Annotated in this window: 18 protein-coding genes; 1 reads left to right on the top strand and 17 read right to left on the bottom strand. The window is 63.8% G+C overall.

What is annotated here, in order from left to right; all coding sequences use genetic code 11:
• Nucleotides 1-2: 2 nt before the first annotated feature.
• From FJW06_RS21590 to FJW06_RS21555, 8 genes are read right to left on the bottom strand one after another with little or no spacing between them, the layout of a single operon-like run.
• Nucleotides 3-995: a GNAT family N-acetyltransferase gene (locus FJW06_RS21590; RefSeq protein ID WP_140754265.1), complete on the bottom strand. Its 993-nt coding sequence runs from the start codon at nucleotides 993-995 to the stop codon at nucleotides 3-5.
• The gene (locus FJW06_RS21585; protein WP_140754263.1) at nucleotides 995-2,056 is read right to left on the bottom strand and encodes a glycosyltransferase; all 1,062 of its coding nucleotides are present in this window, start codon (nucleotides 2,054-2,056) and stop codon (nucleotides 995-997) included. Before FJW06_RS21585 ends, FJW06_RS21590 begins: the two co-directional genes overlap by 1 nt.
• Nucleotides 2,057-2,074: 18 nt before the next feature.
• The gene (locus tag FJW06_RS21580) at nucleotides 2,075-3,010 is read right to left on the bottom strand and encodes a beta-xylosidase (protein ID WP_140754261.1); all 936 of its coding nucleotides are present in this window, start codon (nucleotides 3,008-3,010) and stop codon (nucleotides 2,075-2,077) included.
• Complete coding sequence (locus tag FJW06_RS21575) at nucleotides 3,003-3,764, bottom strand: TIGR04290 family methyltransferase (RefSeq protein ID WP_140754259.1); 762 nt, start codon at nucleotides 3,762-3,764, stop codon at nucleotides 3,003-3,005. Before FJW06_RS21575 ends, FJW06_RS21580 begins: the two co-directional genes overlap by 8 nt.
• A 2-nt stretch (nucleotides 3,765-3,766) precedes the next feature.
• Nucleotides 3,767-4,570, bottom strand: a complete 804-nt coding sequence (locus FJW06_RS21570) for a sugar phosphate nucleotidyltransferase (protein WP_140754257.1) — start codon at nucleotides 4,568-4,570, stop codon at nucleotides 3,767-3,769.
• Nucleotides 4,570-5,670, bottom strand: coding sequence for a glycosyltransferase (locus FJW06_RS21565; protein WP_140754255.1), 1,101 nt, complete (start codon nucleotides 5,668-5,670; stop codon nucleotides 4,570-4,572). The genes FJW06_RS21570 and FJW06_RS21565 overlap by 1 nt, the downstream gene beginning before the upstream one ends.
• Before the next feature lie 15 nt (nucleotides 5,671-5,685).
• On the bottom strand, nucleotides 5,686-6,282 hold the full coding sequence (locus tag FJW06_RS21560) for a histidine phosphatase family protein (RefSeq protein WP_140754253.1): 597 nt from the start codon (nucleotides 6,280-6,282) through the stop codon (nucleotides 5,686-5,688).
• On the bottom strand, nucleotides 6,279-7,382 hold the full coding sequence (locus FJW06_RS21555) for an inositol-3-phosphate synthase (RefSeq protein ID WP_140754370.1): 1,104 nt from the start codon (nucleotides 7,380-7,382) through the stop codon (nucleotides 6,279-6,281). Before FJW06_RS21555 ends, FJW06_RS21560 begins: the two co-directional genes overlap by 4 nt.
• Before the next feature lie 157 nt (nucleotides 7,383-7,539).
• Here FJW06_RS21555 and FJW06_RS21550 point away from each other — a divergent pair, with 157 nt between their 5' ends.
• Entirely contained in the window at nucleotides 7,540-9,288 is a 1,749-nt protein-coding gene (locus FJW06_RS21550; RefSeq protein ID WP_140754251.1) for a hypothetical protein, read from the top strand.
• On the opposite strand, the gene FJW06_RS21545 is transcribed toward FJW06_RS21550, so the two are convergent.
• The 9 genes from FJW06_RS21545 to FJW06_RS21505 form a co-directional block, all read right to left on the bottom strand.
• Nucleotides 9,289-9,474 carry a hypothetical protein gene (locus tag FJW06_RS21545; RefSeq protein ID WP_140754249.1) on the bottom strand — a complete coding sequence of 62 codons (186 nt, stop codon included), beginning with the start codon at nucleotides 9,472-9,474 and terminating at the stop codon, nucleotides 9,289-9,291.
• A gap of 81 nt (nucleotides 9,475-9,555) precedes the next feature.
• The gene (locus FJW06_RS21540; RefSeq protein WP_140754368.1) at nucleotides 9,556-10,590 is read right to left on the bottom strand and encodes a UDP-glucuronic acid decarboxylase family protein; all 1,035 of its coding nucleotides are present in this window, start codon (nucleotides 10,588-10,590) and stop codon (nucleotides 9,556-9,558) included.
• A gap of 23 nt (nucleotides 10,591-10,613) precedes the next feature.
• Nucleotides 10,614-11,723, bottom strand: coding sequence for a glycosyltransferase (locus tag FJW06_RS21535; RefSeq protein ID WP_140754247.1), 1,110 nt, complete (start codon nucleotides 11,721-11,723; stop codon nucleotides 10,614-10,616).
• Nucleotides 11,720-12,814, bottom strand: a complete 1,095-nt coding sequence (locus tag FJW06_RS21530) for a glycosyltransferase (RefSeq protein WP_140754245.1) — start codon at nucleotides 12,812-12,814, stop codon at nucleotides 11,720-11,722. Before FJW06_RS21530 ends, FJW06_RS21535 begins: the two co-directional genes overlap by 4 nt.
• Nucleotides 12,811-13,938: a glycosyltransferase gene (locus FJW06_RS21525; RefSeq protein WP_140754243.1), complete on the bottom strand. Its 1,128-nt coding sequence runs from the start codon at nucleotides 13,936-13,938 to the stop codon at nucleotides 12,811-12,813. The genes FJW06_RS21530 and FJW06_RS21525 overlap by 4 nt, the downstream gene beginning before the upstream one ends.
• A 2-nt stretch (nucleotides 13,939-13,940) precedes the next feature.
• The gene (locus FJW06_RS21520) at nucleotides 13,941-15,041 is read right to left on the bottom strand and encodes a glycosyltransferase family 4 protein (protein ID WP_140754241.1); all 1,101 of its coding nucleotides are present in this window, start codon (nucleotides 15,039-15,041) and stop codon (nucleotides 13,941-13,943) included.
• Nucleotides 15,026-16,318, bottom strand: a complete 1,293-nt coding sequence (locus tag FJW06_RS21515) for a TIGR04295 family B12-binding domain-containing radical SAM protein (RefSeq protein ID WP_140754239.1) — start codon at nucleotides 16,316-16,318, stop codon at nucleotides 15,026-15,028. Before FJW06_RS21515 ends, FJW06_RS21520 begins: the two co-directional genes overlap by 16 nt.
• Complete coding sequence (locus tag FJW06_RS21510) at nucleotides 16,315-17,388, bottom strand: NAD-dependent epimerase/dehydratase family protein (RefSeq protein ID WP_140754237.1); 1,074 nt, start codon at nucleotides 17,386-17,388, stop codon at nucleotides 16,315-16,317. Before FJW06_RS21510 ends, FJW06_RS21515 begins: the two co-directional genes overlap by 4 nt.
• Nucleotides 17,385-18,491 (bottom strand): NAD-dependent epimerase/dehydratase family protein, encoded by a 1,107-nt coding sequence (locus tag FJW06_RS21505; protein ID WP_140754235.1) that lies wholly within the window; start codon nucleotides 18,489-18,491, stop codon nucleotides 17,385-17,387. The genes FJW06_RS21510 and FJW06_RS21505 overlap by 4 nt, the downstream gene beginning before the upstream one ends.
• Nucleotides 18,492-18,554 lie beyond the last annotated feature (63 nt).

The raw sequence follows: 18,554 nt of genomic DNA, 5'->3' as shown, positions 1-18,554 counted from the left end.
GTTCACTGCGGCGTGCTCCGGGTCCAGACCTTCTGCGCCGTCCAGCGGTCCTTTGCGCCCCAGCCGTATTTGTAGCTTTCTCGGCCACGCAGGAAATCGAACTCGCGCGCGCCTTCGTTGGCGGCTCCCGCTATGGCATGGCCGATCAGAATCGCGCCGGGGCTTTCGTCGGCATAGGCCGGATCGAAACCGCCGAGATAAGCATAGGCCCGATTGCGATGATGAAATCCGTAATAGGCGCCGACGACGGCATCGCCGATCTGGATGGTCAGGCATCGTGCCAGGCCGCTATCGGCAAGCCGCGGCAGGGCCCTACGGTGAAATTCCACAGCCATGTCGGACAGCACGCCCCCGCCATGACCGACCCAGCGTGCGCCATGCAGTCGGACCAGCCTGTCGAGAAACATCTGCGGATCGGACTCGTTGCGGCTGACCACAACGGCGCCTCTTCGCCGGGCGGCTCGCTCGGCGCGGCGCAACTGGCGTCTTCGTCTCGCCGGAACCGAACGGGCCAGAGTTCGATCGCCGTCGAGCAGGAGCACGGGACAGGCGGCGTGCGCCATCGCTCGGCTTTCTTCGGTATTCGGCAATTCGAGGCACATCGATAAGGCATCGGCCGAGAGGTCAGGCAGGATCCATTGCGACCATTTAAGCGAGAGCACCGCGTCGGCAATGGCGGCGCCAGCCTTCGCCTCCAGCTCCGGCACGCACAGGATGTCGAGGTAGTCGCTCAGCGAAATCCCGATGGGAAGCAGGCGCTGACCGCGATCATGCCTTTCGACATAGAGCGGTGCCAGGCCGGCAAGGGCGTCTCCGTTCCACACTGCAATGGCCGCAAGGTCGCCGGGCGCGAATGTCTGCCACCAGGGAATGAGCCAGGCGGGAGACTGGAACGGCGTGGCCGAGATGCTCTGTCGCCAGAGCTGCCACCAATGCGGCTCCAGATCCATGAACGCCCTCGCATCACGGATGATCTCGGTGCGCAGACCGCCCATCAGGCGATTCCCAGCAAGGCGCGACGGGTGCCAAGCTTCGCCAGCGCTTCGTAAGCATCCATGTAGGATGTGATCATGCGCTCAAGCGAGAAGCGGCGGCGCGCCTCGGCCCGGCATGCCTCGTGATCCAAGGCTCCGGAAGCGACGATGGCCTTCGCCATTTCCTCGACGTCATTGACCAGGAATCCGGTCCTGCCATGCTGGACGACATCGGGAAGGGCGCCGTTCGGGAACGCGACGACCGGCGTGCCGCAGGCAAGCGCCTCCATCGCAACAAGCGAGCTTGTCTCGGGGGCAAGGCTGGGAATGACCAGGCAGCGGGCCGCGTTGAGCAAGCGCCGCTTGGCGCAAAACCCGAGTGGCCCAAGAAAACGCCGCTGCCGATCGAGCCGAGGACGGACCTCATCGGCGAAATAGCGCAGATGGGTCTCATAAGGATAGACTTGGCCGGCGATTGCCAGGGAGACGCCCGCGCGCTTAGCTGCCTCGATCGCGAAATGGACGCCCTTCTCCGGACAGATGCGGCTGAGCACCAGCGCGAAATTGCGCCGCGACCGAGGCTGGTTCAGTGCAGCGATATCGACGCCGTTTGGAATGGGCTTCGCAAGTCTCGACCTTGCCGGCGCCGTCCGGTGCTGCGCCTGCGAGACCGCGTGCAGCCACAGGTCCTCGCGCGACGGGGCAAGCACCTCGGGCGGGTACCAGCCGAGTGGCAGGTGCAGTGTCACCAGGGTAGGACCGTCGTCAGGCAGATAGGCATCGAAATCGATCCCGTGGAGGTGAACGACGTCGATCGGCCAGCGCGCCCGGGCGCCTGCTATCGCGTCACGATGCGCCTTATGGGCACGCTTCTTCGCCGCCTCGTCGAGCACACCCGTTTCGGCTCGTGTTTCCACCAGGACGCCTGCCGTGCTTGACCCTTGGCAGGCGACGACAATCGAACGGTGGCCTTTGTCAACGAGCGCCCGATCCAGCGCCGACAGCACCTGCTCGGCGCCGCCGACCGCATCCGGCCCGACGGGCGCGAGGGGGTAGGCGACGTTGAGGACTGTCAGTGTCATCGCTGGTCGAGCCGGGCCTCACCATGCCGCCGACACACGTTGCGGTGCTGCCATTTCGTCGCCGATCGCGGGAGCATGGCGTCGGATCATCGCTGCGCAGAACTCGGCGAACTCCTCGGGGATCTGGGGCGGGCTGGTGTGATGAGGCTGCAGACCGCGGTGCTCCGGCGTGAAGCAGAAGGTGACGGTGACGTTGAAGTCGGCGAGCGCTTCCATCTGGCGGTCGAACCAGTCCAGCGCATTCGGCCGAAAACTGTCGGCCCAGGACAGGCCGGTGCGCAGGTGCGTAACGCCCAGACGTTTCATCCAGGCAACAGCATCGTCCAACCGATGGTCCTCGTAATGGAACCACTGGACCAGGCCCATTTGCGGAGTGTGGCGAACGAACTCCTCGAGCGCCGGCTTTGGCGTGCCGTCCTCGCGAAGCAGGCCCATGTAGAAATGCCTGTAATAGGACGAACCTTCCGCTTCCCGATGGCGCGTCGTCGCCTCCCACGAACGTGGCAGGTCATAGAGGCTGTACCATTGAACCCGCGGCGCGATTGGGAGCAGCAATTCGGCCGTGCGGCGCAGGCCCCAGAGCTGGATCTCCTCAGCGCCGAAGGTCGAGACGCCGACTTCGCTGACCCAGATCGGCAGATCGGTGACGGCGGCGATCTCGCCAAGCTTCTGCGGCCACTCATGAATCTGCCAAAGGTTCCAATCGAGCGGGAAGCCATGCACGGCGACGGCGTCCACACCGTCGAGCACGCCGAACTCCTTCATGCGCGTCATGAAGCCTGCGTCGATCGGCGAAATGCCGCCCAGCACCTTTGTGACGGCCGGGTTCTCCCGGCCGATTGCATCGGCCGCCAGGGTCGCCATTGTGGCAAAACGGCTCCAGTCCGGGTCGAGCTCCGGGTCCCAGTGCGATTTGTTGTTGGGCTCGTTCCAGATCATGGCGGCTTCAATCATTGGTCTCTCCTTTCGAAGGATAGACGGCGGCGCTGCCGGTCGGTTCACCAGACGCGCGACAGAAATAGACCTCGTCTTCCGGGTGGAGCAGGATGTCGAAACCGGCACTGCGCAGCATCGCTTCGGTGCAGGCGCGGTTCGGAATCCACCAGTTGGTGGGGTCGTCCGCATAGCGATGCTCGATGAAGTGCAGTTTCGGAAATTCGGGCTGATCGAAGAGGTCGCGTGTCCAGAAATGGTAGTTCTGCTCAAGTGGCAGGACCTTGCCGCTGCCGCGCTGCATCGACTGGAAGATCATCAGGTCGCTCGCGACATGCGCGCGGATCAGGTCTAGCGCCAGCAGCGGGTGGCGCAGGTGGTAAAGCACGCCCATGAACAGCACGATGTCGAAGCGCTCGCCAAGCGATGCGACGTCGTAGACCGACAATTCACGGAACTCGATGTCGCAGTCGGCGATCTCGGCGGCGAAGCGCGCCTGGGCGAGATAGGCTTCGTCGAAGTCGATTCCGAGCACGCGATCGGCGCCACGTTTCTTCATTTCGATCGAGTAGAAGCCTGCGTTGCAGCCGATATCGAGCACCGACTTGCCCGAGAGATCAGTCGGAATGGCATCCGCGAATTTGCGCCATTTGATCAGCGGGTAGTTGCCGAGGAAATGATCGGGAGCAGTCTCCACGCCCGCCAGTTCCATATTGTGAAACCACGGCCCCAATGCGTCGATGCGGCGACGTATTTCCGTGCTGGAGTGCAGCATGGCTAAGCTCCTTCGCCTGGAACGGTTGGCACTGCCGAACGGTCCTGCGATGCAAATATCGTCAGGGTCAGATCATCGACGGCATCATTGCTTTCGAGCAGCCTGAGCGCGGTGCGGTAGCCGTTGAAAGTACCGACATCGACATAGGCGGTCCCGGCCTTGACACCGTAGGCCTCGCCTCCGCCGGCGAGATAGGCGTTGACCAACGTGCCGAAATACTCGTCAGAACCATCGCGCTGGCGCCACAGTGCCGCCAGTTGATGGAAGATGCGGCCTGGCATCTTGAAGGCGCCCCAGACCCAGTTTGTCGCGGCGTCCGCTTGCTTGACCTGGATCTGCTCGACCCGGCCGTTGCCATCGAGGACGACGGCGTCGAACAGTTCCGGGCGTTCGACCGGAAACATCAGGAAGGACAGCCGGTCGTCGGCCAGATGGCAGAAGCCGTCTTCAGGAAACCAGATCGTGTCGGGCAGGCCGATCAGGACCGTTTCGTCCGGCGTCACAAGCGGTGCCGCGCGGAAGATCGCGTCGCAAAGTCCAACCGGAGACGGTTGCGCCACGAAGATTGCTGCGGCGTCGCCATAGCCGGCGGCGTAATATTCGAGGATGTCCGACTTGCCGGAGCCGATGATGAAGCAGATGCGGTCGACGCCATTGCGCACCATCCGCCGTACCAGATATTCGCTCACCGCGCATGGGCGCTCGGTCTGCCCGTCGAGCCGGCTGCCGACCGGCAGCAACTCCTTGGAAAAGCCCAGCGGCTGAATGCGGCTGCCGCGACCGGCGGCCGGCACGATGCCCAACATCAGACGACTTCCTCCATTGTTCCTCTCGCCTTGGACGCGAAAGCGTCGTTCAGGATTCGGTCGAGTTCGGCGGCACGATGCGCGGATGTGTGCTCGTCGAGGACGCGCTCCCTGGCGCGGCGGCCGAGCGTCGCGATCTCATTGTCGGACAGGCCAAGCGCGGCAACGACATCGCCGGTGCTGTGCGCCAGAAGGATATCGCTGCCCGGCGTGAAGAAGCTGTCGAGGCCGGCCCAGTCGTCGGAGATGATTGCGGCGCCGCAGGCGGCTGCCTCGAACAGACGGCCTGACGGGCACCAACCCTTTCGCGCCATCGCCTCGCGGGTGACGTTCAGCGTGAGGCGCGAGGAGGAAAAGAAGGCAGGGTGATCGGCGGGCGGCAGGTGCCTGACGAAAAAGATATTGCTGCTCCATGGGAAGTCCTGCGGGTACTGCGCCCCGCCGATGATGAAACGGCGGTTTGGAAGCCGCGCGGCGGCAGCGACAAGCAGTGTTTCCACGGCTGTCTGCCGGTCCTCGGCATAGGTGCCGAGATAGGACAGGTCGCCGGCGAATTCGGACCTTGGCTGCGCCGGCCGGTGCCGGTCGGGGTCGACATGGCCGTAGAGCGGCAGGACATGGCGCACGCCTAGGATGGTCCTCAGCGCATCGATCGCCGGCCCTCCGGTATAGCTCAGGATCAAGTCGAAATCGCTCAAGCAGTCCGGCTCGAAATAGGCTGGATAATCACCTCGCTCGATGCTCGCCAGCGTCACCGGTGTATCGAGGTCATAGAACACTTTCAGCCCGCGACAGGTATCGTTGGCGAGCCGCGAGGCCTCGACAGCGTCTGGACAATAGGAGGTGACGATGACGACGTCGGCCTGCCGTATCGCGGTCTCGGCCTCTTGGCGGATATCCTCCCATGCCGGGTAGAGAACGACATCGCCGCCGTTCAGCCGGTCGATGTCCCTGGCGCCGGCATAGTAGTGCGTATCGCGTTCGAAGAAGCTGATCGACCAGCCAAGCGGCGCCAGCGCGCCAATCAGTCCACGCCAGAGCGTGGCATGCCCGTTGCCCCATGAGGATGTGACGGTGAGGCCGAAAATGACCATGCGCATCGGTTACCGCTCCCGTCAGGCGATTTCATTCAAACGAATCAGCTTGGAGCCCCAGTCGCCGTGGACGACCGTTGTGATGGAGGCCGGCTCGATGTCGAAGCGAAAGCAATCGCCGAGCTGCAGGCCAAGGACCGCGCAGACAGCCGCCTTGATCACATCGGCATGGCTGATAAGTGCGATGCACTGACCCTGTCCATTCTCGCGCAGCGCGTCCATCAGGCCGATCATCCTGTGCTGGACATCAAGCATAGTCTCGCCGCTCGGCGTGCGGGCGCTCTGGCGCTGGTCGTTCCAAAGTCGCCAGCTTGCGTCGCCGTTCAGTTCTTCGAAGGTCTTGCCGGACCACTCGCCGAAGTCGATCTCGTCGAGTTCCTTGCAGATCGCGATCTTCTCAACCTCGCAAGCGATCGCGATCGGCTTCGCCGTTTCGAGCGTGCGCTCGCGCGGACTGCTGAAGATCGCTGAGAGCGGCTCTCGCGCCATCCGTCGCGCGAGATGCAGCGCCTGCGCCTGGCCGGCTTCACCGAGGCGAACGCCTTCAAGCCGCCCGGCCAGGTACGAGCCAACATGATCATGCGCCGCATGGCGGATGAGAAAGAACGTGGTGGTCATTCGGCGGCGTCCAGCATCGGCTCATCATTGCCGGCGATGAAGGCGAGCGTGCGCAGGCGCGCTTCCGCGTCGGTGAACTGCTCTGGCGGCGACTTCATGAAGTAGCTGCTAGGACCCGTGAGCGCGCCGGCGATGCGGCGGTCGAGAGCGAGCTTCGCGCAGCGGACAGCGTCGATGACGACGCCTGCCGAGTTGGGCGAATCCCAAACCTCCAGCTTGAGCTCGGCATTGAGCGGCACGCCGCCGAAGGTGGTGCCCTCGACCCGGATATAGGCCCATTTGCGATCGGTCAGCCACGGGACATGGTCGCTGGGTCCGACATGGATGTTGCCGGCCTCAAGCGGGACGTCGATCTGGCTGGTGACGGACTGCGTCTTCGAGATCTTCTTCGATTCCAGCCGCTCGCGCTCGAGCATGTTGAGGAAGTCGGTGTTGCCGCCGAAGTTGAGCTGATAGGTGCGGTCGATGCGCACGCCGCGCTCGCGGAAGAGATTGGCGAGCAGCCGGTGCACGATGGTTGCACCGACCTGGCTCTTGATGTCGTCGCCGACCAGGGGAAGGCCGCGGGCCTCGAAGCGCTGACGCCATTCCGGTCGTGAAGCAATGAATACAGGAATGCAATTGACGAAGGCGCAGCCGGCGTCCAGTGCGCATTCGGCATAAAAGTGCGCAGCCTCTTCGGAGCCGACCGGAAGGTAGCATATGAGCACCTCGGTCCCGCTTTCCTTGAGCCGTGCGATTACGTCTGTGACCGGTTCACCCGACTCTTCGATCTCATCGCGCAGATACTTGCCGATTCCGTCCAGCGTCGGGCCGCGCTCAACGCGCACCCCGATCGGAGCGACATCGGCGAAACGGAAGGTGTTGTTTGGCGCGGTGTAGATCGCTTCCGCCACATCGCGCCCAACCTTGTTTTTCGCAACATCGAAGGCGCAGACCACCTCGATATCATCGACATGGTAGCCGCCGAGATCGGCATGCATCAGTCCGGGGATCGGCTCGTTGCCATTGGCGTGGCGATAGTAGGAGAGACCTTGCACAAGGGATGATGCGCAGTTGCCTACGCCGACAATGCCGATACGAACTTTCTTCGGTGTCACGAAACCACTGCCTCTTTTAAGTTGGAGGTAAGTTCCTCGCCGCCGAACCGGGAGTGGCCTCGAATGTTCCTTCGCGCCGCGAAAAATTGGTGAGCCTGATTGCGGATCAAACAGGCGCCGCTTCGCGTTGGCGGCCAGACAGCTAGGCAGGAGCCGTATGATCGTCTTCGGCGACCACAAGCGAACGCGTAGCGCAAAACAGCTCCGGAAGGCTGTCTTGGCCGCGGCTGGAGCTATCGGCGATCTGCCTGCCGGCCTCGAACGTCACGCCGCTGTGGTCGATCTATTCGTCACCGCCTCCGAACTTCTGCAGGGCCTCGCCGATGCGGAATTCGACATAACAGGCGTCGACAGCAGTTCGTCGAGACAGAAGCTCGGGTCGGAAATTCTCGTCGAGTTGTCGCAGGAAGTGCTGCGGTCCTGGCAACAAGGATTTGCTCGAAGCGGAGTGCTTGATGCGTCGCTGCTTGCAAAGCTTGCCGGCATCGACTGCGGCAGCGCAATAACCACCGGACCGGCTGAAGGCTATGCGCTGTACGCCCTCTACCCGGAAACCTATCTGCTTGCGGCGCTGGGGTCGGGCCTCGGCGCAAACACATGCGTCATCGGAATCCGCAGCATCGGTCTCGGCCTCGCGGCGATGGTGGCCGCCGCCCTACATGCGCCGCCGCCTATCAGCCTGCGACCGATCGGCCATCCGTTTTCCCGGCACATAAGCGCCGCGCCCGAACTCCTGGGTTCTTGGCTCGACAGACCGCAGTCCGAATTTGCCATCGTCGATGAAGGTCCGGGTCTCTCCGGCAGTTCCTTTCATGCTGTCATTGCCTGGCTTGGGCGGCACGGCATCGACCATGAGCGCATTCATCTGTTCCCGAGCCACCGCGGCGGCCCGGGCGCGCAAGCTGCTGCCGAAACTGTCGCTGCCTTGTCGCAGTGCCAAAGTCATGTCGCGGATTTCGAAGACGTCTTTGATGGCGCGGTCGGCCCCGGGCTGCGGGACTGGATAGGACATTTGCTCGGCAAGGCTGATGTTGAGCTTCATGAAATTTCAGGCGGCGCATGGCGCGAAGTTCTTTCAGTACCGACCGGCGCTTGGCCCCCGATATTCCCGGCATTCGAGCGGCGCAAATTCATCGCTTCGGTCGGCGGCGAGCGCTGGCTGGTCAAGTTCGCAGGTTTCGGCGAGGCCGGCCAGCGCAAGCTGCGTACGGCCAAGGCACTCCACGAAGCGGGCTTTGGCGCTCAGCCTGCCGGTGTCTGTCACGGTTTCCTGGTCGAGCGCTGGATCGATGCCGGCAGGCTGGACCGGGCAGGGCTGCCCAGAGATGTGCTGATCGACTGGCTCGGGCGCTATCTCGGCTGGCGCGCCGCCAAGCTGCCGACCGACGAGGCCGGCGCCTCGCTGGAAAAGCTTGTCGACATGGCCGTACAAAACTGCAGGGAAGCTTTGGGAGAAGGTCGGGCCAAAGTATTGGCGGGTTGGTTCGCCCGCAACCCGTCACAGACCGGGCTGGGGAGGATCGAGATCGACGGGCGCCTTCATCCATGGGAATTTCTGGTTCGCCAGGACGGGACCGTGCTCAAGACGGATGCCGTCGACCACTGCCGCTCGCACGACATCGTCGGCTGTCAGGACATAGCGTGGGACATTGCAGGCGCGAGGGTTGAATATGAGCTTTGCGAAGCCGAGCTTGCGCGGCTCATCAAAGGCATCGAGACAGAAATGTCGCGTGCCGTCGATCGTTCCCTGGTCGATCACATGGAGCCCTGCTATCTCGCGTTGCAGCTTGGCCTGTGGACGATGGCCGAACAGTCTGCAGAGGGCCGTGATCGGGTGAAGGCCATTCGCGCCGCTGACCGTTACCAGATCAGGCTTTCGCGTTTCACCGAGCGCTTGAAGACTTGATCAGTCCAGCCTGCGCAGCATGTCGGCTTCCTGCTCCAGGATGTTTGCCACTTCCTCGCGTCGCAGATGCGTCATCATCAGGCTGACGCAGCACTCGAGATAGGTAATGGAAGCTCTTCGCAAGAATGCGGCCGTTTCCGCCGCCGCCATCTGCTCGATGTCCTTGACTGATCGCTTCGACTGCACAGCTCTTCCTCCAACGCGGTTGTCATGCCCAACCGCGATGTCTGCTGGTTGTTCCGCCCCGGTGAAAAAGATGCCGCTGCTTCAGAGCTGCAGGTCCTGCAGCTTTCCTCCGCCTGCTCTGTCGATCGCAACCACGGGCTCGGTCGCCAAGTCGTCCATATTTGAAAAGTAGACGATCGTCTGCAGCAGGCCTTGCCTTAGAGGCACCTGGGGCGACCAGCCGAGGAGCGCCTTTGCGCGGCTTATGTCGGGGCGCCGGCGGCGCGGGTCGTCCTGCGGCAACGGCAGGTACTTCACGGGCGATCTGGTGCCGGTCAGTTCGCGCACCAATCTTGCCAGCTCGAGGATCGAAAACTCTCCAGGATTGCCGAGATTGACCGGTTCGCGCGGATTTGGATCGACATCCATCAGGCGGCGCAGTCCCTCGACCAGATCAGTGACATAGCAGAAGGAGCGGGTCTGTCGGCCGTCCCCGAATATCGTCAGCGGCCGCTTTTCGATCGCTTGCATGACCAGGTTCGAGACGATGCGGCCGTCGGCAGGGTCCATCCTGGGCCCATATGTGTTGAAGATGCGGGCCACGCGAATATCGGCCATCGCGGCTCGCAGATAATCGAAGCAGAGCGTTTCGGCGGCGCGCTTGCCCTCGTCGTAACAGGCTCGCGGTCCCGTGCAGTTGACGTGGCCGACATAGTCCTCGCGCTGCGGATGCTGTTCCGGATCGCCATAGACTTCGCTGGTCGATGCCTGCAGGAAGCGGGCACCGTTGCTGGCGGCGAGCTCGAGAAGATTTAGGGTCCCGATGACACAGGTGCGCGTCGTGTGGATCGGGTCGGCCTGATAACGAGGGGGCGATGCCGCGCAGGCCAGATTGAAAACGCGATCGACAGGTTCACCGAGTTCCAGCGGCGTGCAAACATCCTGCTCGATCAGCCGAAAGCGCGCCAGGCCAACCAGCGAGCCGATGTTCTCCATTCTGCCAGTAAGGAAATTGTCGACGCAGATCACACGATAGCCGTCATGCAGCAGCGCCTCGCACAAATGCGAACCGAGGAAACCGGCACCGCCGGCAACAAGCGCCGTCTGTGTTTTTTCAGCCCTTTTTGATCGCCGCATCTCGATGGTCTCCTGTCTGTCACTCATGCTGCACTTTCGACGTCCAGATCGATCGCCGGACGCGTTCCAACGGACGGCGTCAGCGCCGAAACGAATTCACGCGCCCGCGCCAGGGCGGTATGTCTTGAAAGCACCGCCTCCCGCGCCGCCCTGGCCATGTCGAGCCTTTCCCGCTCGGATTTGGCGTTTAGGATATCCTCGACATCTGCGGTGCTTGCCGCCGTCTCGATCGCCGGCGCCGGGAAGAAATCATCGAGCCCGGGCCACCGGTCGCTGATGATCGGCGTGCCGCAGGCGGCGGCCTCGAAGAGCCTCACGCTGGGCGACCATCCTGCGGCAATCATCGATGCCCGGGTAAGATTCAGCGTGTAACGCTGGCGGCTGTAGAACGCGGCATGCTCGGAGGGCGGCAGGTGCTCGATCCGCTCGACGTTCTCCGGCCAGGCGATGTCGGACGGATATTGCGAGCCGGCAACGACGAAGCGGCGGTCCGGTAGGCGCCGCGCAGGCTCCAGCAGCAGCGCGTCGAGGGCGGGCTGCCGGTCCGCGCTGTAGGTGCCAAGATACCCAAGGTCCCATTCGATCGCGTGCCTGGCACGATGGTGTCGTTTCGGATCGACGGAGCAGTAGAGCGGCTCCGTTCGGCGGGCGCCGAACTCGGATTTCAGCCGCTCCAAGGTCGGGCCGCCAGTGAAGGAGAAATAGACGTCGAAATAGGGGATCTGCCTGAGGGCGAGATAGTCGCAATCGCCCTCGGCAACCCGCGCCAGCGTCACTGGCGTGTCGATGTCGTAAAAGCAGAACTGTCCCGTGCACAGCGAAGCAAGATCGTCGATGATCGCCCTGCCTTCCGGCACGAAGGAGCCTATCACCACTGCGTCGGCCCGCTGCAGCTCCTGCCGGTGGTTGCGGAGCAACTCCGAGGTCGTCTCGTAGTAGTGCAAGTCGCAGAAATCAGGGTCGCGCAGGTCCCTGTGATGCGCGTACCAGGGCACGTCGCGTTCAAGGAATGTGACGCGATGGCCGAGCTCGCCGAGCGCGCGCAGCAGTCCCCGGAAAGTCGTCGCATGGCCGTTGCCCCAGGACGAAGATAGTGAAAGCCCGAGGAAAACGATGTCGAGCGGCTTCGTCATTCCGCGGCCTCCATTGCCCGGCGCTCGAAATGCGCCTTGAAGATGTCGTTCACCAGCTGAGCCCTCAGCGTGTAGGTGTGCTCGGCCAGAACGCGCCGCAGCGCTGCCGCGCCGACCGCTTTGGCCCGCTTCGGCGTCAGCGTGCGCATGATCTCTGCGACATCGGCGCCGTCCCGGGCGACCAGGATCTCTTCGCCGGGTGTTAGAAACATCTCGACGCCGAGCCAGGCGTCGGTGATCAGGCATGCACCCGCGCCCGCCGCTTCGAAGACACGGGTTGCGGGCGAAAAGCCGTTGGCCGCCATGCTGTCGCGGCTGATGTTGAGCACCGCCTTCGCCGTCACGTTGAAGGCATTGTGATCGCGCGTGCCGACATGGCCGAGCCACGACACGTTTGCCGGCAAGGGCTTGTCCCCCCAACCGGAGCCACCAAGCAGGAAGCGCTGGCCGCCGAGCCCGCGGGCTGGATCGAGGAAAAATGTGTCGACACGCGCCTCACGGTCGGGCAGCCGATTGCCGAGGAAAGCCAAGTCGCAGGCAAAGCGCGGATCTGCGGCGACCGGATGATGCGTCTCCGGATCGAGCGCGTTGTAGATCGGCACGCATTCCGTCGCGCCGAGCGCCCGATAGTCCCAGACCACCGGGTCACCGCCGCCATAGGTCAGCACGATGCCGATCCTCTTCAACGCTTGATGCAACGGGTGTTCGGCATCGTTGCGCAACTCGCTTAGGGTCGCCGGCGCGTCGACATCCCAGAAGACAGTCAGCGCGTCCGGTCGGGCATTGTCGAGAACCGCGCGCAGCAGCGCATCGTCTTCGAAGCCGACGCCGCTTGCCTTGACCACGACGTCCGCCTGCGCGGCGCGCGAGGCGACCTGCATCAGCGCATGCGCTGTCGGCTCGTAGACGACGACGCTGCACCAGTCCGGCGCCTCGATATCGCGATGCTTTTGCCGATCGTATACGTCGGGCTCATAGAAGACGATGTCATAGCCGCGCTGCGACAGTGCCTTGAGCAAGCCGCGGTAGTAGGTGGCGGCGCCATTCCAGTAGGATGACAGAAGGCTCGATCCGTAAAAGGCTATCTTCATGCCGCGGCCTCTCTTGCAGGCTTGATTTCGGCCGCCGCGCGATTGCCGCATGCGGCCAGGATGTCGAACAGCTCGTCGGCGCGGTGCCGGCACGTGTGTCGCGCCAGGATGGTTTCCAGGCCGGATGCGGCCAGTGCTTCTGCACGCTGGCGATCGTTCAGCACATCGCGGAGGTGTCCTCGCATCTCGGCGCCGTTCCGGGCGAACAGGAAATCCGTGCCGGCGCGGAACAGCCCTTCGACATCCGACCACGGCGCCGAGACCAGCGGAATCCCGCAGGCCAACGCTTCGAACATGCGAATGGTGGGAATGCCCGGCAGGCTCTCTCGGTAAGGCCTGCGGGGGATGTGCATGGTGACGCGATGACGAGCGAAGGCTTTTGGCACGTCGGCATTGGCAATCCAGCCATCATAGCGCAGCCCAGCTTCTGCAAGCGCGGCGCTGGCATAGGCCGGATAGCGCACCCCGTGTACGGTTCCCGACAGCCGGAGTGTGCTCGCCGGCTCGATCAGGAACTCGGCGATCTCGGCGCTGCGTTCATCGTCGCCCCAATTGCCGATCCAGACGAGGTCGAAGGCGGGGCCGATTTCCGGGCATGGCTTGAACAGCCGGTCGTCCGCCGCCTCATGCCAGGTGAACACCCGTCTGCCCCAGCCGGCGCGAAGATAGCTCTCCCGCAGCACTTCGCCGAAGACCAGCACCCCGTCATAATGCTCGAGCTGAAGCGCAGCGATCGCCTGCGTCGCCGATACCGCACGATGATGAGTGTCATGGAACAGTAGCGTGAAATTGCTCAGCACGCGCGCTTGTCCGATGCGCGCGACGAGATCCTTGTCCGTCCATTCGTGGACGATCACGACATCCGCGCCGGCCAGCCAGGCTTCGTGCTCGAAGCCAGGGGCATAGGCCACCACCCTCAGTTCCGGAAAATCCTTGCGGAAGCGCTCGACGGCAAAGGGGCCTTGCTCGGCGAGCAGGTTCGATCGGCTCCAGCCGTCGATGGGCTCGAGCGCAACCACCTCATGGCCGCGCGCGGCAAGCTCGCGCATGATGCCGCGCTGGAAATGCGCGTTGCCGTGGTTCCAGTCCGAAACCGCCGAATGGGTGTAGAATAGAAAACGCATGGTCAACACCCCGCTGCGGTCAGCGCCGCCCGGTTGTAGACGTCGCGCATCACCCTCACCTGCTTGCCCAGCGAGAATTTGCGCGCCTGCCGCGCGGCGCGCCTGCCCAGCTTGCGCCGCAAGCTTTCATCGTGGGACAGGTTCTCGATACAGCCGGCCAGCGCATGTGGATCGCGCGCATTGAAGAACATGGCCGCGCCGTCCCAGATTTCGCGGTAGGTCGCGATATCGGCGAGCACCAGCGGCGTGGCCGACAGCGCGGCCTCAAGGGCGGCCAGACCGAAAGGCTCGTAGATGGAGCTCGAAACGAAGATGCCGGCTCGCCTCATCAGCCGGCGAACTTTGCCGTGGTCCATTGGCCCGAACGAGACGCAGTTATCGAAACGGGCGCGCTGTCCGTCAGGCCCGGCGAGCGGGCCGGCGACCTGAATGGGCCAGTCGCAGAGCGCGGCGGCGGCGTCGAGCGATGCCGCATTCTTGCCCTCGTCCCACCAGCGCGCAGCTGCGAAGACGAAAGGCTCGCGCCGTCCTGGCCTCGGGCCGGGCAGGGCGCCATTATGGACGACGCTCAACCCTTCGATCGCGCCATAGCAGACTTGGAGCATCTCGGCATGGCTTCGGCTCGGAGCGACAACGGCTTCGGCGCGATCGAATCCGGCCTTGTTGCGATCTCGCTGCCACGACCAAGCGTCCGCTGGCGCTTGCCCACGCACCGCGTGCAGCCAGGTTGCCACGCATGAATGCGAGACCGCGACGACAGGACATGCCAGATCAAGGCCGGCCGCTTGCGCCGGTGCATTGAGATGGATGAGGTCGATCGCATAGGTCTGGACGAGGGTACGCAGTTCGCCCGGCAAGCTGTCGAGATCTTTTTCGTCGCGCGTCATCCAGTCCGGCGGGCATTTGAGCCAAACCAGAGTGGCGAAAGACCGCGCCTCCCGCGCCTGCTCCGGAGAAGGTTCGGGTCCCAGCCCGGCGAGCACGATGCTGTCGCCTCCGGCCGCCAGCTCGCGCGCCAGGTCGAGCGAATAGCGCCAGACGCCGCCGACGGCGTCGGTCGTCATCAGGATGCGCCGCGGACGATGGATCAGTGACTGCAGCATGAGGACTCCAACTCAGCCAGCGCATGCGGGCGCTGGTCCTGGATGTCGCTGAAGGAGCGGAAGGAGGCGAGGTAGTGCTCATGCGCGCGTTCCCAGGCGAGGTCGTCGGGTTCGCCCCAGAGTTCGCGGTAGCTGGGAGAGCTCGGATAGGGATAGAGCGGCACGGGCTCGTTCGCCCAGACGCCGTGGTCGATGAGGTGCTTGCGCCAATAATCCACCAGCGCCGGGTCGTCCTCGACCACGCCGATCAGATTGGCCTGGACGAAAGGCACGTGGCGACGGGCGTCGACCAGAAGCGCAGCCAGATCCTCGGTATCCAGCCGGCAGCGCTTGGCAAGCATCGCCCGACCCTCGACGGTCAGGCTTTCAAGGCCGGCCTCGATCGAGACGCAGCCGGCTTCGCCGAGCAGCCGGAGCAGTTCCGGCTTCCAGAGGTCGATGCGAGTCTGGACGCCGAACTGGACGTCGCGATCGACCAGCGCTTCCAGCAGCGCCTTCTGGGGAAGGAAAATTTCGTCGATGAAATAGATGTAGCCGACGCCTTGCGCGATCAGCCCGTCGATCTCGGCCATGACGGCGTCGTGGTTTCGGCGCCGATAGGCATCGCGAAAATCGATCTTGGCGCAGAAGCTGCAATTGTAAGGGCAGCCGCGCGACGCCTCCACCTCGGCGCCGGCGCCTCTCTGGACGGAATCGAACCTGTGATGATGATGGTCATGCGCGGCGATCCAGTCGGACGGCCAGGCGAGCGCCGGGTGATCGACGAACGTGCTGGCATGCACGCCGCCATTGCAGGCCGGTACGTCGCCTTCCAGGCGAGCCGTATGCGCAACCTCGCCCCAGTCGTCTCGCCGCGCGAGCTCCGCCACCACCTCCTCGCATTCGCCGCGCACGACGAGATCGGCGCCCAGCTTGCGCAAGGTAGGGCCCGGCGTCGCCGAGCCATGCGGTCCGACCGCCACCGTGCGTCCGCCGCGTCCTGCGAGATGGTTGAGGAACTCCGCCGGCACGCGCAATTCAGGCGGCGCGCAGCGCCAGAACAGGTAGGTCGGCGCGGTGGTCACGACGGTCATGTCGGGCTGAAAAGCCGCGACGCTTTCGGCAAGGGCCTCGTTGTCGAGCCCCTGCAGCAAGCCATCCAGCATCAGGACATCGTGCCCTTCGGCTTCCAGCATTGCCTTTGAATAGCCGAGCTCCAGCGGCAGATGCGGCTGGCGGCAGCCGAAATAGATGCTGTGCTCGTAGGTCCAATGAGGATTGACCAAGGCGACTTTCATGCGACATACCTCGTGGCTTCGGGGCGCGATTGGAGCCGATGCCGCAGCAACCAGCTGGCGAGATCGCAGACGCCTTCATGCCATGGGACATGCGCCTGCCAGCCGATCGCGGCTTGCAGCTTGCGCGTGTCGGCGACGAAGAAGGGCTGATCGCCAAGGCGTTCGCGGTCATGGCGGATCGCGATTTCGCTGCCGGTCATGTCGGCGATTTGCGCCAGCAGCACGCGCAGGCTGACCGTGTTGCGCGGACCGCCGCCCAGATTGAATGCCTGGCCCTTGACGTCCTCGATCCTGGCGAGCACGCCGCGATATGCAGCCACGGCATCGGATACGTGCAGGATGTCGCGCACCTGCCGGCCGTCGCCGTAAATGGTAATCGGCTGGCCGGACAAGGCGCTCAAAAGAAAATGTGCGACCCAGCCCTGGTCCTCCGTGCCGAACTGCCGCGGCCCGTAGATGCAGCTCATGCGCAGGACGGCCGTCGGCAAGCCGTAGGACTTGCAGTAGTCGAGGACATACTGGTCGGCTGCGCCCTTCGAGCAGCCATAGGGCGTGCAGAAATCAAGGCCGACCTTCTCATCGACGCCGCTCGTACGAACCGCCTCGTCAAGCGGTTCATAGTGATCGTCGGCTTCTCTCACCGTGATCTGGGGCAGGCTGCCGTAGACCTTGTTGGTGCTGGCGAAGACCACGGGAATTCCAGTGCCGCGGGCAACTTCCAGCACGTTGAACGTGCCTTTGAGGTTGATGTCGAAATCTTGCGCGGGATCGGCCAGGCTGGTTGTCACCGCGGTCTGAGCTGCGAGATGGAAAATGGCCTTTGCCGGCCCCAGTGCCGTGGCCAACGCGCTGAGGTCGCGTATGTCGACGATTTCGGCGATCAGCCGCTCGCCATGCTTTTGCGCCAGCCAGTCGAGATTCTGCTCGACGCCTGGACGGCTGAGATTGTCGACGACCAGCACTGTTTCCCCGTCGGAAAGCAGGCTGTCGGCGAGATTGGAACCGATAAAGCCGCTGCCGCCGATGACGGCTATCGGCCCCTTGCGGCCATGGCGGTACGTCTGGGTCATGAGACCAGTCCCCGCTCTTCCAATTCGCGCCGCATGTCGGCGCCCCGGTCGATGACGACGCTGTTGCGAACCCAGGCCGCGAACTCTCCAAGCGAATTTTCCAGTCGGTGCTTTGGCTCGAAGCCGAGCAGTTCGCGCGCCTTGGCAATATCGGCGAAGCAGTTGCGGATATCGCCCGAGCGCGCCTTGCCGAGTATTTCGGGCGGGCGCTTGGGGATGCCCATCGCCTTCGCAAGAAGACGGGCTACTTCGCTGATCGAATAGGCGTGGCCGCTGCCGATGTTGATGGCATGCCCGGCTGCCTGGCGTTGCTCCAGCGCCAGCCGGAACGCGGTGGCGACATCGCGCACATGCACGAAGTCGCGCTTCTGCTCGCCATCCTCGAAGATCGTCGGCCGCTTGCCGTTGGCGAGGCGCGAGGCGAAGTTGGCGAGAACGCCGGTATAAGGATTGGAGAGCGCCTGTCCGGCGCCGAAGACGTTGAAGAGGCGTAACGCCACCGCGTCGATGCCATAGGCCTGCCCGAAGATCAGCACGGCGCGCTCCTGAGCGTATTTTGTCAGCGCGTAGATCGAGGCGAGATCGGGCCGTTTCTCCTCGTCGGTGGGAATTGGCAACAGCACCTCGCCCGATGCTGATTTGAGATTCCACAGACCATCCCTGATCTCGGCTGGCTTGCGGCGCGCATTGTCAATCCGCTCCCCGTCCGGGGTCTGGTAAAGGCCTTCGCCGTAGATGCTCATGGAGGACGCCACCACGATCCGTTCGACCGGATGCTTGATCAACGCCTCGAGCAGCACCGCGGTGCCGAGATCGTTCGCGCCGACATAGCGGGCGATCTCGTACATGGACTGGCCGACGCCGACCTCGGCCGCCAGGTGGATGACCGCGTCGACACCCGAAATCGCCTCGACGACCGCATCGCGGTCGCGCACGTCGCCCTTTATCAACTCGACTCCAGTCGGAAGACTGATGGCTTCGGCGCCGTGCACCTGGTCGACAAGCGCATCCAGCAGGCGCACCTGATAGCCATGGTCGGTGAGTTCCTGGGCGACGTGGCGGCCGATGAAGCCGCAACCTCCCGTAACCAATATGCGTTCCACGATGACTCCCTTGCGGATTTTGCTTCGGCGCCCCGAACTGCGCGCTAAAAGGTTTGTTCCCTG

The organism is Mesorhizobium sp. B4-1-3 (assembly GCF_006439355.1).
Lineage (GTDB): Bacteria > Pseudomonadota > Alphaproteobacteria > Rhizobiales > Rhizobiaceae > Mesorhizobium.
This window is presented reverse-complemented; position numbering and strand designations above follow the sequence as displayed.

Bases quoted from the DNA above. Each gene is read 5' to 3' on its own strand.
- FJW06_RS21525 (WP_140754243.1), bottom strand. From the start codon at position 13,938: ATGCGTTTTCTATTCTACACCCATTCGGCGGTTTCGGACTGGAACCAC.
- FJW06_RS21570 (WP_140754257.1), bottom strand. From the start codon at position 4,570: ATGTTGGGCATCGTGCCGGCCGCCGGTCGCGGCAGCCGCATTCAGCCG.
- FJW06_RS21540 (WP_140754368.1), bottom strand. From the start codon at position 10,590: ATGCGGCGATCAAAAAGGGCTGAAAAAACACAGACGGCGCTTGTTGCC.
- FJW06_RS21560 (WP_140754253.1), bottom strand. From the start codon at position 6,282: ATGACCACCACGTTCTTTCTCATCCGCCATGCGGCGCATGATCATGTT.
- FJW06_RS21520 (WP_140754241.1), bottom strand. From the start codon at position 15,041: ATGCTGCAGTCACTGATCCATCGTCCGCGGCGCATCCTGATGACGACC.
- FJW06_RS21575 (WP_140754259.1), bottom strand. From the start codon at position 3,764: ATGCTGCACTCCAGCACGGAAATACGTCGCCGCATCGACGCATTGGGG.
- FJW06_RS21550 (WP_140754251.1), top strand. From the start codon at position 7,540: ATGATCGTCTTCGGCGACCACAAGCGAACGCGTAGCGCAAAACAGCTC.
- FJW06_RS21565 (WP_140754255.1), bottom strand. From the start codon at position 5,670: ATGCGCATGGTCATTTTCGGCCTCACCGTCACATCCTCATGGGGCAAC.
- FJW06_RS21515 (WP_140754239.1), bottom strand. From the start codon at position 16,318: ATGAAAGTCGCCTTGGTCAATCCTCATTGGACCTACGAGCACAGCATC.
- FJW06_RS21535 (WP_140754247.1), bottom strand. From the start codon at position 11,723: ATGACGAAGCCGCTCGACATCGTTTTCCTCGGGCTTTCACTATCTTCG.
- FJW06_RS21580 (WP_140754261.1), bottom strand. From the start codon at position 3,010: ATGATTGAAGCCGCCATGATCTGGAACGAGCCCAACAACAAATCGCAC.
- FJW06_RS21530 (WP_140754245.1), bottom strand. From the start codon at position 12,814: ATGAAGATAGCCTTTTACGGATCGAGCCTTCTGTCATCCTACTGGAAT.
- FJW06_RS21590 (WP_140754265.1), bottom strand. From the start codon at position 995: ATGGGCGGTCTGCGCACCGAGATCATCCGTGATGCGAGGGCGTTCATG.
- FJW06_RS21585 (WP_140754263.1), bottom strand. From the start codon at position 2,056: ATGACACTGACAGTCCTCAACGTCGCCTACCCCCTCGCGCCCGTCGGG.
- FJW06_RS21510 (WP_140754237.1), bottom strand. From the start codon at position 17,388: ATGACCCAGACGTACCGCCATGGCCGCAAGGGGCCGATAGCCGTCATC.